The 17,736-nt window shown below is 33.6% G+C and carries 13 protein-coding genes, 2 tRNA genes and 1 pseudogene; 6 read left to right on the top strand and 10 right to left on the bottom strand.

What is annotated here, in order from left to right; all coding sequences use genetic code 11:
* Nucleotides 1–66 precede the first annotated feature (66 nt).
* The 3 genes from ACWIUX_RS03575 to ACWIUX_RS03585 are packed head-to-tail and all read right to left on the bottom strand — an operon-like array spanning nucleotide 67 to nucleotide 2,917.
* Nucleotides 67–1,278, bottom strand: coding sequence for a hypothetical protein (locus tag ACWIUX_RS03575; RefSeq protein WP_448589357.1), 1,212 nt, complete (start codon nucleotides 1,276–1,278; stop codon nucleotides 67–69).
* A 15-nt stretch (nucleotides 1,279–1,293) separates the two neighbouring features.
* A complete protein-coding gene (locus tag ACWIUX_RS03580) occupies nucleotides 1,294–2,100 on the bottom strand; it encodes an SDR family NAD(P)-dependent oxidoreductase (RefSeq protein WP_448589358.1) in 807 nt (268 codons plus the stop codon).
* Between the two features lie 16 nt (nucleotides 2,101–2,116).
* The gene (locus tag ACWIUX_RS03585; protein ID WP_448589359.1) at nucleotides 2,117–2,917 is read right to left on the bottom strand and encodes an acetoacetate decarboxylase family protein; all 801 of its coding nucleotides are present in this window, start codon (nucleotides 2,915–2,917) and stop codon (nucleotides 2,117–2,119) included.
* A gap of 65 nt (nucleotides 2,918–2,982) precedes the next feature.
* Between ACWIUX_RS03585 and ACWIUX_RS03590 the strand changes: the two genes are divergently transcribed.
* The 3 genes from ACWIUX_RS03590 (at nucleotide 2,983) to ACWIUX_RS03600 (ending at nucleotide 6,513) form a co-directional block, all read left to right on the top strand.
* Nucleotides 2,983–3,357 carry a hypothetical protein gene (locus tag ACWIUX_RS03590; RefSeq protein ID WP_448589360.1) on the top strand — a complete coding sequence of 125 codons (375 nt, stop codon included), beginning with the start codon at nucleotides 2,983–2,985 and terminating at the stop codon, nucleotides 3,355–3,357.
* Between the two features lie 208 nt (nucleotides 3,358–3,565).
* Nucleotides 3,566–4,678 (top strand): hypothetical protein, encoded by a 1,113-nt coding sequence (locus ACWIUX_RS03595; protein ID WP_448589361.1) that lies wholly within the window; start codon nucleotides 3,566–3,568, stop codon nucleotides 4,676–4,678.
* Between the two features lie 389 nt (nucleotides 4,679–5,067).
* Entirely contained in the window at nucleotides 5,068–6,513 is a 1,446-nt protein-coding gene (locus tag ACWIUX_RS03600) for an NAD(P)/FAD-dependent oxidoreductase (RefSeq protein ID WP_448589362.1), read from the top strand.
* Between the two features lie 182 nt (nucleotides 6,514–6,695).
* Here ACWIUX_RS03600 and selA read toward each other — a convergent pair whose 3' ends face one another.
* The 6 genes from selA to ACWIUX_RS03630 all read right to left on the bottom strand — a co-directional run bounded on the left by selA (nucleotide 6,696) and on the right by ACWIUX_RS03630 (nucleotide 14,852).
* Complete coding sequence (selA, locus tag ACWIUX_RS03605; protein ID WP_448589363.1) at nucleotides 6,696–8,045, bottom strand: L-seryl-tRNA(Sec) selenium transferase; 1,350 nt, start codon at nucleotides 8,043–8,045, stop codon at nucleotides 6,696–6,698.
* Between the two features lie 6 nt (nucleotides 8,046–8,051).
* A complete protein-coding gene (locus tag ACWIUX_RS03610; protein WP_448589364.1) occupies nucleotides 8,052–8,576 on the bottom strand; it encodes a hypothetical protein in 525 nt (174 codons plus the stop codon).
* 65 nt (nucleotides 8,577–8,641) lie between these two features.
* The gene (locus tag ACWIUX_RS03615; protein ID WP_448589365.1) at nucleotides 8,642–11,764 is read right to left on the bottom strand and encodes an efflux RND transporter permease subunit; all 3,123 of its coding nucleotides are present in this window, start codon (nucleotides 11,762–11,764) and stop codon (nucleotides 8,642–8,644) included.
* A 3-nt stretch (nucleotides 11,765–11,767) separates the two neighbouring features.
* A complete protein-coding gene (locus ACWIUX_RS03620; protein WP_448589366.1) occupies nucleotides 11,768–12,949 on the bottom strand; it encodes an efflux RND transporter periplasmic adaptor subunit in 1,182 nt (393 codons plus the stop codon).
* Between the two features lie 2 nt (nucleotides 12,950–12,951).
* Nucleotides 12,952–14,289 (bottom strand): TolC family protein, encoded by a 1,338-nt coding sequence (locus ACWIUX_RS03625; RefSeq protein WP_448589367.1) that lies wholly within the window; start codon nucleotides 14,287–14,289, stop codon nucleotides 12,952–12,954.
* Entirely contained in the window at nucleotides 14,286–14,852 is a 567-nt protein-coding gene (locus tag ACWIUX_RS03630) for a TetR/AcrR family transcriptional regulator (RefSeq protein WP_448589368.1), read from the bottom strand. The genes ACWIUX_RS03625 and ACWIUX_RS03630 overlap by 4 nt, the downstream gene beginning before the upstream one ends.
* 269 nt (nucleotides 14,853–15,121) lie before the next feature.
* Here ACWIUX_RS03630 and ACWIUX_RS03635 point away from each other — a divergent pair.
* The 3 genes from ACWIUX_RS03635 (at nucleotide 15,122) to ACWIUX_RS03645 (ending at nucleotide 15,648) form a co-directional block, all read left to right on the top strand.
* Nucleotides 15,122–15,208, top strand: a tRNA-Leu gene (locus ACWIUX_RS03635).
* A gap of 25 nt (nucleotides 15,209–15,233) precedes the next feature.
* Nucleotides 15,234–15,521, top strand: a complete 288-nt coding sequence (locus ACWIUX_RS03640) for a CC/Se motif family (seleno)protein (RefSeq protein ID WP_448589369.1) — start codon at nucleotides 15,234–15,236, stop codon at nucleotides 15,519–15,521.
* A 40-nt stretch (nucleotides 15,522–15,561) separates the two neighbouring features.
* A tRNA-Leu gene (locus tag ACWIUX_RS03645) sits at nucleotides 15,562–15,648 on the top strand.
* Between the two features lie 462 nt (nucleotides 15,649–16,110).
* Here the strand turns inward: ACWIUX_RS03645 and ACWIUX_RS03650 are convergent.
* A pseudogene (locus ACWIUX_RS03650) lies at nucleotides 16,111–17,706 on the bottom strand (methyl-accepting chemotaxis protein); the annotation flags it as partial.
* Between the last annotated feature and the right edge of the window lie 30 nt (nucleotides 17,707–17,736).

A 17,736-nucleotide genomic window follows, 5' to 3' on the forward strand; every position in this document is an offset into this window, starting at 1 on the left:
CTTGATCAAATATCTGTAGTTTGGCAAAAAAACAACTTGAGCATCATAAAAATGTCAAATCTTGTTCTAAAGTGTATTCTTTATAGTTTCATTTTGATTTCTCATCTTATCTATGACAAGTAAAATTTTAATCAAATATAAGAGAACACATCCGTTGGCGAATAGTACCACACCAACAACTAATCCTGGAATTAGATAAGAAATTAACATTGATAATCCGAATAAAATTGAAAGACAACCCATAATTATTTGAGTAAAAAAAAGCTTCTTTAGTATTAAAGGCACACTGCCAATATAGTTTTGTGTTTTTTTCAGTAGAGGTAAAAAGGTATTAGTTAAAGTAATAATACCGCCAGCAATATTTAATACTCCAATGAGAATAGTCAAGGGCATAACAAGAATGTCCGGAACAATATTCGAAATAATTCCAAGTACTGCGAAAAAAAGTCCAATTATAATTATCAACCAGCTTTTAGGAAAAAGGCCAATGGGAGTACTGCCAGAAGACATTATCTGGATAGCGAAGATAATCATCAGCAACCCTAACTGGGCACTGCCAGAAAAAGGAAGTTCCCCTAAACTCACAGGTATCAACAATACTCCCAAAATTAGCATAAAAACACCTGTTAATAGAAGTAGCATTTTATCGGCAGAAAGATTAACTGTTCCCTTATTAACATTCTCTGCCTCAGGATAGATAATATATATTTTCCAAAGTACAAAGGATAGATAAATAAGTAAAATACCAAAAAGCAAAGCCACCACAGCAGTCATGGTTATATTTAGCAAATTGTGCATCAAAACAAGTAGACCAATTAAAATTGATAGAAAGTAAACAGCTATGCTACTAAAAATCAGATGATTAAAAATCCCTTTATATTTTAACCATGAACGTAGTTTTTCTCTTGAAAGCAATGTTCTAAAAAGAAGAAAGAAACCTCCTGGAGTAAAAAAGATAAACAACATAATACCAGGAATTTGACTCAAAAAAACAGGAATAAAGCAGGTCACAATGCCTACTGATGCAATAATTGTACCGATGATAATTAATGGCATTGACCGACTCATATCCCAAAATGGGGTTTTACCTATAGTTACTATCTGTATGGCAAAAATAAAAAGGAGCAATCCATATAGTCCATTTTCATAATAGGGAATCACACCGATTGATACAGGAAAAAGTAATATTCCTGTAATTAGCATTGCTAAAGCAGCAATCAACAATATCGCCACTTCCAAAGGAAGATTCGCTTCTTCTAAAATCCTTATTTTATACATATAACAAAATATACTCTAACAATATGTGCCTTTTAAACGATAGTTCTCCCTTCGTTCAGCAGCTAAAGATCGAACTACCTTTTCAAATTCCTGATGGTATTCCCTGTATAAAGTATCAAAATCTCGCATCTTCTGGGGAAAGATTATAACTAACGATTTCTTTTCAAGCTCTTGGAAGATATACTCTACCGCTTCATCAACGCTTACAGAGTCAGGCGGTGGTGCAATATCATCAAATATAGGAGTTCTGACATTGCCAGGACAAATTAGGCTAAAATTTAAGCCTTCTGTTTCCAGCTCATATTGTAAACTCTCAGTCATCATTATGACCGCACCTTTACTCGCTGCATATACTGCTTGATAAGGTGCTGGAACCCTTCCGACAATGGAAGCTGTATTGACAATGTGTCCAAAACCCTGTTCACGCATTATTGGTATTGCAGTATATGTTCCGTATAAAACACCCATAAAATTTAAATCCATGACAAACTTCCATATCTCAAAAGTGATCTTTTCAGTGGGAAGTGTCATACCTATACCAGCATTGTTGAACATAAAGTCAAGATGTCCTTCAAAAGCTTTGGCAGCATGAATCAGTTTTTCAACCTGTTCCAACTTAGTAACATCTGTCAGTTGCGGTATAACCTTCCCGGGATATATCTGATTTAGTCGAGCAGATTCTTTACTAAGATTTTCTTCCTTTATATCACACATAAATACTGCACTAGCCCCTCTTGCAAGCAAATGTTCAGTAATTCCCAAACCTATACCCGATGCAGCACCAGTTACAACTGCCACCTTATTTTCAAAATATCCGCTCATATATTTTCCCCCTAATTTAAGATAAAATCCTTGAATCGCCTACATTGAGCCTTGCTGTACCCTTTAACACTATTGAATTGGTGTATCCTATTACTGGTAAATCAGCCAATGCCTGGATAATATAATGCTGCAAAGGATGTTGTTCAAAAGTGAGTTTGTTCCACCTAACACTCCCTTCACCATTCCATGCTTGTTTTATATGCATTTCCTGAGGATAAAGGGTTGGATGGCTCAAGGCAGCCCCTCCCTTTCCAATATTGGGCAAATAACGCCACCCAAACAGGTTTATTTTCGAATTTTCATTCATTTTACTAATATCTTCTGGTGATAATTCGTTCTTTTTGTTAATATCAATTTGAAGAAATGTACAGCTTTCGTAACTTGCAGTAGTGAACCAATGATCTCCCACATGGCGTTCATGAGCAATTTCAGCAAAAATCTTTGGAACCCCATCCTCTTCTCGTCCCCCAATAATAGGACAGGTCTTGTTTTCCCAAACTACGAGAGCATATTCACCAGAAATTTCTTCAGATTTAGATTTATATTTCACAGGTATAGAAATCTGGATAAGTCTATATTCACCATTCGACCTCCACTCTACTTCTCTACAGTTGCTATACTGAACAGTTATAATTGGTTCACAAAGATCAAATACTTCAGGCAGGTACTGGAGAAGTGCTTCCGGATCAGTTTTATATTGCACAATAATACAAAACATGTCACCGTGCACCACACTCCATTGATAAAATTGAGAACCTCCAAAATGCACTGGCATCTTATAGATATAACCATCTTGAAACTTAAATTTCCCCTTCATAGTTTGCCCCCTTAAAAATTTTTGATATTATATATAAGATACTACACCTACGTCAAGACGGCGAATTGCCTCATCAAAAATCTAAAAGACAACAAATCGTTGCCCATTTGAAAAATCTAAACGAAAAATATCAAAATATTTTCCTGGGGAAAAAATTCATAAATGCTCATCTTTATAGATACTGTCTTTCTAATAAGATATCCTTTACAATGTCAAGAAAATATAGAAAAAACGATAATTGTTATGTAGAGCAGAAGAACTATTCAGTGGTTCAGAGACTATTAGAATCTACTAACATAACTGACACTGCCAAAAAGAAACTCAAGGAACAATATGAGCTTTTAAATCCAGCAGAACTATATAGACAGATTGCGAGACTTCAAGAACAGCTAATTGAAATGATTACATATAAGAAAAACCTAAAAACCTGTTTGCCATAGTAAAAGGAGTAATTCACGTTATGCTTATGTTTAAATTTTTATGTGAAGCAACAGGTACGGGGTTTTTAATACGTTTCTTTATTTAATTTTAAAAACAACTAAAAGTATTTTTATATTATCAAAGATGGTATTAAACAATCTCTAAAACATTTTTATGCTAAAATTATTGATGTTGTATATAAAAAAAATATATAAACATGGTGATAATTTGACTATATACGAAAAATTAACTATTTTTTTCCTCACGACATTAGGCTTTATATTTGGTTTTGCAGGTCTAGTTTTCCCACATCAAAAAGACCTACTAATTTGGACATCTTCTAGCTCGTTTCAAGCTCAGCGTCTACATATATTTTTCTTTAATCTAATTGTAGGTGGAACAGTTATATTATGGTTTACAAATAAAGAAAGTAAATTCTCTAAAAATACATGGCTTTATTTAACAACATCGTTTATTTTTAGTACAAGCGTTTTTCTAAATCTTTACATTATTTCATTAATTTCAGGAATCATATTAGTTTTTCTTGTTGAAAGAGTCAGAATTCATCACTTTGGGTTTTTCCCCTTTTCTTTTTTTGATTATAAAGTTCCCGTTGGGAGAAAGTTTCACTTAGCTTCCTTGCTATGTCTCTCAATTGGCTTAATTTTAGCTGAATTAACAATTTTAAATAATTATTACCTACAAATAATACCATCTAACATCTTACCTTTAAATTACTTTTATTTAGGCTTTTCCTTTCCATTATCTTTGATAATATTTTCAATTATTTACGACATAATAGATCAAAAAGATAACCCAAAGCTTAAATTACAAAAAGAAGTCAGTTTTTGGTTTGTAAATATTGGTGTTATTATATTTTTTATATTTATAATCTTTAAGATGGTGATAGGCGAGATTTTTTGTGCAGTTTTATTAACAATATTCATATTATTAACTATTTATTTATTTTTTAAAAGTACTAGTTATTTTAGAAACAAAAAGCTCTTAATATCTGGAATGTTCTTTCTTGTTTTGACTTCACTCACAGGACTCTCAATGATATTTCTTCAATCTTTTTATTCAAACATTCCTAGATATCAATTCCTAAACAGTTTATTGCTCCAAATGCATGGATATTTAGCCTTGTATGGATGGTCGCTCTCAGGCTTGATTGTAATTATTAAAAATCTAGATATCCAGCAAAAATTTCAAAATAATAAAAAAATACTTATCCACTGGTTTTTATTAAGTACATTAGTTCCAACAGGAATTTTAAACTTTTGGATTGCAATATTAGCTATTTCAATATTTATTATATATTTTTGGTTTGTTTTAATTTAAATAAGTAAAATTATTTTATAAATTTTTATTTTCTGCTAATAATTTTTATATTAAAATACAAATAAATAATATGTAATCTTAAAAAGCGCAGAACACTATCAAGTTTCTCAGCGCACGCACAGTAAACCAAGCATCTTGCTTGGTAGCTTTAAAAGCAAAAAACTGTTCGCGAGCAAGATGCTCGCGTTACTATAGGATGCTCAGGGTACTATAGTAGTGCTTAAGAACAAATAGCAATAAACCACAAGCAGGATGCTTGTGTTACTATAGTTTTATCTCTGCTTAACTGTCAAACTACTGATTTTTTCCTGCTAATGATTTTTATATTCAAATATCAATAAATAATATATAATATATTAAGCATTTTTTTAAAAAAGGTGGGATACTAAGTGTCAAAAATTGTAGTTTTAGGGTCCGGAATATCAGGACATACTGCTGCTTGTTTTTTAAGGAAATATTTAGCAAAAAACCATCAGATTACTGTAATTTCTCCCGCGAAAAAGTATAATTGGATACCTTCAAATGTCTGGGTCGGAGTAGGAGATATGAAACCAGAACAGGTATTATTTGATTTAGAACCAATTTATAAAAAAGCTAATATTGAATACATAAACGCAAAGGCAACAAAGATATATCCAGAAGGTAGTAACAATATAGCATCCCCCTTTGTAGTCGTTGAAGAAATAGCGTCAAAAAGTGAAAAAATTATTGAATACGACTATCTCATAAACGCTACCGGACCAAAACTTAATTTTGACGCTACAGAAGGATTAGGCCCATCAAAAAATTCTCAATCAATTTGCTCTGCAACTCATGCTGTGCAAGCCTGGGAAAATCTAAGCTCTCAAATTAAAGAAATGAAAGCTGGCAAGAATAAAACTATTGTAATTGGAATAGGGCACGGTATGGCTACCTGCCAGGGAGCTGCCTTTGAGTATCTTTTTAATGTTGAATCAAAATTAAAAAGAGAAGGAGTAAGAGAGAGAGCAAAAATAATTTATATGACCAATGAATATGAACTAGGTGATTTTGGAATGGGCGGAATGCATTTAAAATATGGCGGATATATAGTCCATAGTAAGACCTTTACAGAGTCACTTTTTGCGGAAAGAGAAATTTTTTGGATAAAGAGAGCTCATCCAATAAAAATTGATAAAAACAAAATAGAATATGAAACCCTCGATGGAGCTTTTCATGAGCAAGAGTTTGACTTTGCAATGTTAATACCGCCATTTGCTGGTGTAGGATTAAAAGCTTTTAATAAAAATGGAGAAGATATTACTAGTTCTTTATTCTTACCTAATGGCTTTATGAAAGTCGATGGAAATTACAATCCTAAACCATATTCAGAATGGGATGCAGAAGATTGGCCAAAAACACTTCAAAATCCGACATACAAAAATATTTTTGCGATAGGTATTGCTTTTGCACCCCCACATCCCATAAGCAAGCCAATGCAAAGTCCTAACAAGACAACGATCTCTCCAACAGCCCCTCGAACCGGAATGCCATCAGCAATGATGGGCAAAGCTGTAGCTCAGAGTATAGCAAATTTAATAAAAGGGAAGAATAAACCTTTGCATACTGCTAGCATGGCAAAATTAGGTGCCGCATGCGTAGCTTCAACAGGAACAGGACTCTTTTCTGGTACAGCAGTTTCTATTACGGTCTATCCAATTGTCCCAGACTTTAAAAAATTTCCAGAATACGGCAGAGATCTAAAATATACCTTTGGAGAAATAGGGCTAGCAGGACATTGGATTAAACTTCTTTTGCACTATGCATTTATATACAAAGCCAAACAGAAACCATTTTGGTATATAATTCCAGAATAGTGAGGTATTAAAAATGGTAGAAAATAGAAAACCTTATGAACAAGCCTTTTTTGCGTCAAAACCGCTTTGGTTTACAAAATTTTTAAGGACATTTCTTCTCTGGCAATTAATTAAATTTATAATAATAAACGTTAAAATGACGCTCATGATATTGAAATCACATAGGGGTTAGCTAATTCAAGTTATAACATTTCATTTAGTGCATTTAAAATAAACTCAATGTCATCGCCACAAACCGTTTTCATATCGAGAAAATAATATTCATCCAAAACTCTACCAACAATAGGTACAGTCCTTCTTGCTAGAAAAACTTCAATCTCTTTTGTTGATAATTTTTTGTGAATCAACCCTACTCCAATAGTTTTAAAAGAACTCTTAGGAGTTGAACCACCGCCAAGCCTACCATCGCTTTCAAGAATTTTTAACATTAAATTATCATTTTTGACGTTACTGATAATCCTATTTGCGTCACTTCTCATTTCATCCACATTTTTAGCAAGTATCTTATAAACTGGTATTTCTTCATGTCTCTTATCTAAATATAGTCTTAGGGTTCCCTCAAGAGCACATAAAGTCATCTTATCAACTCTCAAAACCCTCATCAATGGATTCTTCCTGATTTTTTCAATTAATTCATTTCTCCCCAATATAATCCCGCATTGACCAGCTCCAAGAAGCTTATCTCCAGAAAAACTAACTATATCTACACCCTTTCGAATACTATCTTGTACGGTTGGCTCATAGCTCAAACCGTATTTTCTTAAATCTACTAAACAACCGCTACCTAAATCTTCATATAGTAGTATCTTCCTCCTTTTAGCAAGATCTGATAGTTTATCGATTTCTACGCTTTCAACAAAGCCCTCTTGATAAAAATTGCTTTGATGAGCTTTCATAATAACCCCAGTTAACTCGTTTATATTGCTTTCATAATCCCTCAAATGAGTCTTATTAGTTGTACCTACCTCCCTAAGAATCGCACCAGAAGAGGCAATAACATCTGGTATTCTAAATGATCCTCCAATTTCAATAAGCTCAGATCGTGAAATTAAAACTTCTTTTTTATTAGCAAGGGTATTCAAAGTTATATAGACAGCAGCAGCGTTATTGTTTACAACAGTAGCATCTTCAGCTCCAGTTAATGCTATGAGTATATCTCTAATTAACGAATCCCTTTTACCTCTTTTATTATTAAGCAAATCATATTCAAGATTTGAATAATTAGTAGCAGTTTCCACTATCTTTTTTGCTATCAATTCATTTAAAGGAGACCTGCCAAGATTAGTATGCACAATAATTCCTGTAGCATTAATAACTCTTTTAAGCGCCGATTTATCATAAAAATTTAATTTTGTCTTTATGTTTTCTAAAATTTTTTCTTTACTAATATTTTCTCCCTTTTTTATTATTTTTCTTGCTCTTTCTATTTCTTTTTGACTTATCAATACACACAAATCGTGAGGGACGCTGAAATTGCTCTTCTTTATTTCTTCAAGCACGTAAGATACAGAAGGAATTTGAGAAAAATCCATTTTTATTTATCCCAATATATTATTAAATTCACATTCAAATTTAAAATTGCCAAGTTTATTTTCAAAAATCAATTCCTCCTTTTTTAAAGGAGCAAACAACTCTTCAAACAGATCAAAAAGATACAAGCAGCGTACATCAACTTGTCTCTCGTTAAAAAAGCTCTGATCCAATTCGAAAAGAAAGTTCTTCAAATTTTTAGAAAAATTTCTATAGTTAAACTTACACACGTCAAGATTATCTAAAATATCGTTCAAAGAAAACAAATTTCTTGACATGTTATAAAAACTTACTCCCTTAACGTCAAACCTTATTCCTTTCGAAATAAAGGCTTTGCCAGAACCAAAAAGTATCGAAAAAAAGGGAGAGACATTTATATTTTCTAGTTCATCCTCTATACTTGATAGCTGTAAAATTCTATAGTTTGGAAATCGGATCGGATTGCCATATTTTACTCTATAAACTTCAAAAATTTCATGTATTACAGGAAAAGAACCAATATTATTTCTAAATACAAACTCTAACAAAGCCAAGTTTCATTTCTCCTTTTTAATCGGTTGAATTTTAAATACTATAATTATAATATTATTTATAACAATTACTTTCTTCTAAATACTTTATAAGCAACCTTTTCTACTGCAATATATAAGACTGGAATAATAAATACACCTATAAATGTACCTGTAAACATACCACCAACTACTGATGTACCCATAGCAATTCTTGCACCTGAACCTGCACCCGTTGCAATTGCTAATGGCAAACAACCGAAAATAAAAGCAAAGGAAGTCATAAGAATTGGCCTTAATCTTACTTTTGCAGCCTCCACAACTGCCTCAAGCTGACTCATGCCAGCTTCTTCTCTTAACCTTGAAAATTGAATTATTAGAATTGCATTTTTCGCTGCAAGTCCAATAAGCATAACAAGTCCAATTTGCATATAAACGTTGTTGTCAAGATGCCTTACATATTGGAAAAAGGTTGCTCCAAAGATAGCAGTAGGAACTGACAAAATTACACTTATTGGAACAAACCAACTCTCATACAATGCTGCAAGACACAAAAAAGCAAAAATAAGAGATAGTGCAAAAAGTATTGGCGCTTTCTGCCCAGACTTTTGTTCTTCTAAGCTCAGATCCGCCCAATCATAAGAAAAGGATGAAGGCAAAACTTTTTTGGCTACTTCAACCAAAGCTTGCATTGCCTGACCAGAACTGTATCCGGGAGCAGGGTTACCACCGATTTGAATCGCCCTATAATCATCAAATCTTTGTATTACCGATGGACCATCAGTGAGCTTCGCAGTAGCAAGAGTACTCAATGGAATCATTTTCCCTTCAGAATTTCTAACGTAAAAATATTTTATATCGTCAGGATTTGTTCTAAATTGTGGTAAGGCTTGCATTATTACTTTGTAAGTTTTCCCATAAAGATTGATATCATTAACTTCAAGCCCTCCATAAAAGGTTTGCATTGTGTTGAACACGTCAGTAAGAGGTATGCCAAGTTTCTTAACCTTATCTCTATCAATATCATAAGTATAACCAGGTGTGTTTGCATTAAACGTCGAATAAATAGTACCTATTGCAGGCATCTTTTTTGCTTCTCCAATAAACTCTTTGGAAATCTTATCCATTTCTTGAAAACTTGCTGTCCCACCTCTATCTTCAAGCATCATAGTAAAACCACCCCTTGTACCTATTCCTGGCAAAGAAGATGGCAGCAGCGGCAAAACAGTTGCATTAGGGAATTGTTGAGATCTGATAAATATTTGTCTTAAAATGCTTTGAGCAGATAATTGCGGAGAAGTTCGTTCATCCCATGGTTTAAGCCTTATAAATATTACACCCGTACTTGAGTCGGCAGCAAAGGTCAAAAAGTTGACTCCATTAACGCATGTAACAGCTAAAACTCCAGGAATCTGTCTAATTACTTCACCTATAGCATTTATTTCATTAGACGTAACGTTTAAACTAGTCCCTTCTGGTAAAGAAATTGCAGCGATAAGATATCCCTGATCTTCATTTGGAACAAAAGAAGTTGGCAAATGAGATATGATAAAGAAAGTAGCAGCAGTCAATAATAAAATAAAAATGAGACCTAATTTTGCTTTTCTAACAAATTTATAAACAATCTTAGAATATTCAGAGATAACCCTTTCAAATGCGTTATTAAATTTATCAAAACATCTAGCCAAAATACCCTTATGCTTGTTTGGATTGTATGGCGTAAGCATTCTTGCACATAGCGTTGGTGTAAGAGAAAGGGCTACTATTACAGAAAGTATCATAGAAACAGTAATAGTTAATGCAAATTGCTTATACAAAACTCCCATAGTTCCACCAAAAAAGGCAACAGGGATAAAAACAGAAGCCAAAACAAATGCGATTGCTACTATTGCGGCTGAAACCTCTTTCATAGCTTTCTGTGCTGCTTCAAAAGGACTCATATTATCATATCTAATATGATGTTCCACAGCTTCGATAACTACAATTGCATCATCAACTACCAGACCAATTGCAAGAACCATTGCGAAAAGTGTAAGAGTATTTATTGAGAAACCAAAAATCAAAAAGGTTGCGAATGTACCGATCAACGAAACTGGCACGGCAAGCATTGGTATAAGAGTTGCTTTCCATGAATGTAAAAAGATAAAAATTACTATCATAACTAAGATTAAAGCTTCAAATAAAGTTTTTAAGACTTCTTTAAGGGATTCTCTAATAAAAAGGGTATTATCCACTATAATTTCAGCCTTCATATCAGGTGGAAAGCTCTTTTCAGCCTTTGCTATAATTGCTTTACACTCATCGACGGTTTTTAAAGCATCTGCGTCTGGAGTTAATTGAACTCCAAAAGCAGCAGCATTATATCCGTTCATAGTTGAGTTATAAACATAGAACCTGCCGCCCAAATTAACTCGAGCAATATCACCCAATCTTACAATGGATCCGTCAGGATTAGCCCTAACAATAATGTTCTCAAACTCTTGGGGGGTGTTCAATCTACCCTTTACTCTTGTAACGTATTGGAATGCCTGACTTGAAGGAATTGGCATTTGACCAATGGTACCTGATGCTGCCTGTACATTTTGTTCTTTGATTGCATTGTAAACATCAGTTGTAGTTATTCCCAATTGTGCCATCTTCTCAGGATTTAACCAGATCCTCATACCAAAGGGAGCTCCATACATCATTACCTGACCTACACCTTTGACTCTCTGCAGTTGTTGAACTATATTTATATTTCCATAATTAGCAAGAAAGGTTGAATCATATGTCCCCTTAGGAGAATATAGAGAAAAAACAAGCGCGTTTTGAGGAGTAACCTTCATCACATTAATGCCAGTTTGAACCACTTCAGGTGGTAATAAAGGAGAGGCCTGACCAACTCTATTTTGGGTTTGCACTGTAGCGATATCTGGATCTTTACCAAGTTCGAATTGAACTTGTAGGGTATAACTCCCCGCATCAGTACTAGTAGATAACATTGAAACCATGCCCTCTACCCCATTTACCTGGTCTTCCATCTGCTGGGCAACAGTTTGTTCTACAGTTTGAGCATTAGCAGCAGGATAACTTGCTATAACATTTACCTGAGGAGGGGTTATCTGTGGATAAACTGCAATCGGCAAGTTTACCATTGCAAGAAACCCCACCAAAACAATTATCAACGAAACAACAATTGCAAAAATTGGATTTTTAATAAAAAACTGAGCCATAAATTACTGTAAACCCAATGACTTTAAGTTTACTTCTTCAACCTTAACAGTAGTTCCTGAAGGAGCTTTTTGAAATCCTTCAACTACTACGTTGTCACCAGGTTTTAAACCTTCTTCCACAACCCAAAGAGATCCTATTCTTGGTCCCATCTTAACAGGTACCATTTCGGTCTTGTTATTACTATCAACAATAGTAACAAACGTCTTGTCTAGTATTTGTTGAACAGCCATTTGAGGAACAAGAATAGCATTTTTTAAATGTCCCTCTAGAAGAACCACTTTAGCAAACATGCCAGGAACTAAAATATTATCAGGATTTGGAAAAAGCGCTTTTATTGAGAGAGTTCCAGTATTTTGGGTGAGCCCTCTATTTATCTCAGTTATTTTCCCAAAATATTTATAAGTTGTACCATCAGATAATATTAGCTTGACGCTTTTCCCTACATCACTCTTCATTGGGTCAATACCATTTTTAATCATATTTAGGTAATCATTCTCAGAAATACTGAACAAAACATACATCGGATCTGGCGACGATAAGGTACACAATACAGTTTGACCAGCAGTCACGAATGCACCAATGCTTAAATCATCTCCAACACCTAACTTACCGCTAAAAGGTGCAACAATTAAGGTATCGCTTAAATTATCCTCTGCTTGTTTTAGGTTAGCCCTCATTGCTTCAACAATCTGATAATCTTGTTTGGCAATTGATGTAGCAGTATCAGAAGTCTGCTGAGGAACAGCATCCTGAGCAGCCAAAATTTTATATCTGTCTGCATCAAGTTTTGCATTTTCATAATTTGCAATAGCCTGAGCTAACTGTGCTTTAGCATTCGAAACTGCAGCCTCATAGGTTCTTTTATCAATCTGAAAAAGAGGTTGACCTTCCTTTACAATGTCACCCCCCTTTATATACTTTGCAACAATATAGCCCGACACCTTGGATCTAATTTGAACGTCATTTACAGCTTCCACTTGACCTACATAGTCCTGATAAACGTCGGTATCCTTTACAATAACTTTCATAGCTTTAACTACAACAGGCTGATTTATTGGCATATTCCTTTTACTAAAAAGGTTAAGAGACAAAATTACAATTAAAATAACTCCCAATAGCAAAGCAATTATGAAAACTTTTCTTTTCAAGAATGTCCTAAGCATTCCCTGTATTCTTTTTAACATACTTAATCTAACCCTATTGCCTTGTAAAGCGACGCCTTTGCAACCTGATAATCAAATTTTGCCTGTGCGTACTGAGTTTGAGAGGTAGAAAGCTGAGCCTCAGCATCCAATACCTCTGATATGGTGTTTACACCAGCCTGATATCGAACTCTAGCCAACCTCAAGCTTTCTTCAGCTTCAGAAACAGATTGTGCAATTGTATCAATTCTTTGTTTTGCAGACAATAAGTTCAAAACTGCCTGCTTAACGTCAAGCTTAACTTGATCAAAAATTTGTCTTTCATAATCCTTTTGAGTTCTATAAGCAATTACTGCCTGTTGAATCTGACTTCTTATCACACCACCATTATAAATTGGTATAGTCATCTGAACAACAGCTCCCCAATCCTGATTATTTGGGAAAAAGTGGTTATCTACCCATTCCTTATAAGCAGTAATAGAAAAATCTGGAAGTCTTTTAGTTTCTGCCACCCATATAAGCTTTTTAGCTACCTCTGCAGCTAATCTAGCAGCTCTAAGATCAGGTCTGAAAGAAACAGCCTTAGCGGTCAAATCATCAATACTACCAGTTATATTTGGTACGTCTTGATCTTTTGCCAGTACTAGTTTAGTATTCATTGGATAGCCAATAAGATTATTTAATGAAGAATAAGCTAAATCTCTTTGATTCTCAGCATCTAGCAAGTTCTGCTTTATTTGAGCTAATGCTACCTGAACTCTTAGCACGTCAATTTTAGCAGCTGTGCCAGCATTATACATAGCCTGTGTAACCCTTAACTGCTCTTCAATTTGTTTTAAATCAGCTTCTTGAGATGCCACATTATCTTCTGCTTGTAGGCATTGAAAATAAGCTCTTGTTACTTGATAAGTCAAATCCTGTACTGCGCTTCTATAGTTTTCTTCTGCCTCCCTCACATTTAACCAGGCAGCTGATCGTTGCTCCCAAATTTTTCTCCAAACATCAAACTCATAAGTCAAAACAGCTCTATGATCATATGTTGTTTTATATCCTGTTGGCACTTTACCCACACCAGGAATCATAATTGATGGCGCACTTTTAAGCTCAGTATAAGTAGACTGCCAGTTAAGATGTGGAACAAGATAACCTGAAACTTCGTGTGCTTGCATCCTTGCATTGCCGATCTTCTCTCTATCCATTTTTAATATAGGACTGTAATTCTTTGCAAGCTCGATTGCCTTATCAAGAGTCAAATTTAATTCCTTAGGTGGATTAGTTGGTTTATATTCTAAAACATCCTCCTTTGAATATGCTATAGTAGGAAGAGATATAAATAAAGAAACCAAAAAAAATACAATAACATAATTTATTCTTTTTTTCATTTAATCAACCCCGAAGTAATACCTGAAAAGATCATCTGCCAAATTTCCTTCTTGTCCAATTTAATCTCTTCCCCTTTCAATACTAAAGTTGTAAAAAACACAAGGTTACCCCATATAAAAAGAGAGATTATTCTCTGATTAGCTTCTTTAATTATATTTGCCTTTATAAGCTTTTCAACAATTTTATCTAAGTTCTCAATTATATATTTATCTCTCATTTTTCTTAACTCACTATAAAATGTTCTATCCCCTAGAGAAAGCCCATCTAAAACTAAACTTCCCAATTTACTTGCAAGCTCCCAGTTTTCAAAGTAGTCATAAACAAAAGTTCTTAAACTCAATATGCTACTAAAATCTTTGTCTGACCAAAGTATTTCTGCTAGCTTTCTAAATGCATACTCTATAGTCAAATAAAATAAATCCCTTTTGGAATTAAAATACAAATATATCGTACCTTTACCTATATTTGCCTCTTGTGCAATGTCACTAACTCTAACTTGAGCATATCCCTTTTGAGAGAAATGCTCAAGAGCAACCTTCAAAATTCTATCTTCTATGCTCATACTCTCCATTTATGACCAATCAGTCAGATTTTATAAATTCTAAATCAAAAAAACCTTTTTGTAAATATACTAAATATGGTTAGTATTTAATTGTCAAATAACATTCATATTACTTTTATATAATATTAACATAAATAAATACAATTAAAAACTACTTTAAATAGATCGTCAATTAAAAAAAGATTTTATCAAAATCAGATTAAATATTATAAAATAAAAAACATAGATATTTGACAGTAATCTATAATTATTGTAATTTATCATAATAAGCCGAAGTGGCGAAACGGCAGACGCGCTACGTTCAGGGCGTAGTGAGGTTTAACCTCATGTGGGTTCAAATCCCACCTTCGGCACCATTAAATTTATATAATGAGGTCAAGCATGACTTTATCAATTACTGATGACGCAAAATTATATATTAGTAAAAATGGAAATATTATTTATTTTGACGACTACCCATCAATTGGGACTTGTGTTGGAGACATAAAATTTCCACCATCAATAAAATTGGGCGTGCCGAAAGACCCCTCAAAGTTTGAGGCTACTCAATTAGGCGAAATCACTGTCTATCTTCCAAAGGATGTACAGTATAATCGAGATTTAACAATAAGGCTTAAAAGATCGTTTGGAAAATATCAATTGGTAATTGATGGTTGGAAATATGTTTGACTTTTTGCGTTTTTTATTATATATTTTCTCTATCATATAGGCCGAGGTGGTGAAATTGGCAGACGCGCTGGACTCAAAATCCAGTATCCTCACGGATGTGTGGGTTCGAGTCCCACCCTCGGCACCATTTAAAATTTTGTTTTTAAGTTAATCTCAAGAAACTTTGAAGCGTTTTTTAGTCATTCAAACTTATATCAGTGTTTCAATATAATAAAAGAATCTCTTAAAAAATCAAAGTTTATTTTGCACAAAATATTTGACAGGATCATAAAATAGATGATTTGATAAAAGTAATTTACACAAAGTATAAAGCGTTTTCTAAAAAACTTTTTAGTGTTTATTATATGCATTTAAAATATATTTTTCCTCATCGTTTTTGGGTATTATCTTGTTCACTTTATTACATTTAAAAAGCTCTTCTAAATTTATATCATATATCTTATTCCTCATGTACTTTACAGCCTTCTATAACATCCGCAAGGGAAGATATTTTAGCTATTACATCAAAAGAAAGTTCAGCAAGCTCTAAAAGCTTATCGTTAATTTCTTTATTCTTACCTTGCTTATTCAGTTCTTCTATCTCTTTACCTATTTGGTGATATATTTTGTGAGGATGCTCAATATCTGAAAATATCGCACTTGCCGATGGACCACCGCATTCCTGAATTATATTCTTGGTATTTGGATCGTAATACCATCTTCCAAAGTTACATTGGGTATGGTCTAATATCTTAAAATCAAGTTCACCTTCGACCATTTTTAGTATATTAAGCATAAATTTTTCATGCTCTACAATCCTCTTGTAAAGTTCTGAAAAAGCTCCTGGTTTTATATTCACTAAATGCTCAAAAGAACCTTCTGCAAGTTTTGTGGCGTTTTCAACAATAGGTTTTTGTTTTTCTATAGTTTTCTTTATTGTTTCTAAGTATTCGGTAAAGGATTGTGTGTTGTTTGTTATATCGTTTATAGCCGCCGACTGTTCTTCTGTAGTAGCACTTTGTTGTTCTATAAGCATAGAAAGACTTTCAAAGCTGTTTTTGATGCTGGAAAAGCCTTGCTTTAGTTCTTCTATATAATCTTTATTTTTGATAATTATATTTCTCGCTTTTACTGTTGTAGACAAAGACATTTCTGTTTCTTTTAAGATACCTGTTATTAAATCTTTTATATTGATAGCGGATTTCGACGTTTTGTCAGCAAGCTTTCTCACCTCATCTGCCACAACAGCAAACCCTCTTCCAACCTCACCAGCACGGGCAGCTTCTATAGCAGCATTTAAAGAAAGCAAATTTGTCTGCTCAGCGATCTCCATAATCACCTCAACTATTTGGTTTACTGAGACTATGCTTTTTCCAAGCTTTTCTGAACTTTTAGCAGCATCTTCTATAGCATCCACAGATAGTTCTACATTTTTTGTGGTATCTTCAAGCTTCTTCAAACCTGATTCAACGTTTTTTGCAAGCTCTGTTTCAACGTTTTGTATGCCGTATATGGCGTTTGTAATATCTGTTATGCTCTGGTTCACCTCAGTTATAGAATTTATGATGAAGTTTAAATTTTCTTCAAAATTTTTCACTTGATTATCTATCCCAAACCTATAGATTTCCACCAAAGATAAGGTATGAAAAAGCTTAGAAATTGCCGGCATAATTGCATGTATAGTACTATCCATATGTCTTTCAAAGGTAGCATCTTTCCAAATAGAGGCGTAATTTATTAAATTACTTTCTTCATCATATATGGCTGTTCTGTAAGATTCTACGACGTTGTCGCCAATATGAATATCTGCGTTTTTCAATATTTCTCCGGGTCTTAGAGATTTTAATAGCTCTTTTGTTCGCTCTGGATCTCTTTGGAACTTATGTATAGATATGCCCAAAGGGTTTGACCAGTCTATGTTGTAACCATATGTCTTGTTTAAATTATCCCCTTCTTTCTTAAGTATTTCAATCCCCCTTCTATTGATATAAGTAAGTTCATTTCCTTCTTTGCCCGTTTTAATCTCTGGTGTTGCTACAAAAACACCTTCAGACTGAAGGGCATTTAGCAGATCAAATCCAAGCTTTGCTTTTTTCTTAAAAGTCTCTAAATCTTGTTGTAACATCTCTTTTTCTTTTTCTAAAACCTCGATTTTAAGCTTTAGTTCTTTGTTTTCCTTAATAAGATCTTTACAAAATATTTTCATAAAAAATCCCTCCAAAAACTTTTTTTGGTA

The sequence above is a fragment of the Thermodesulfobium sp. genome (assembly GCF_053498235.1).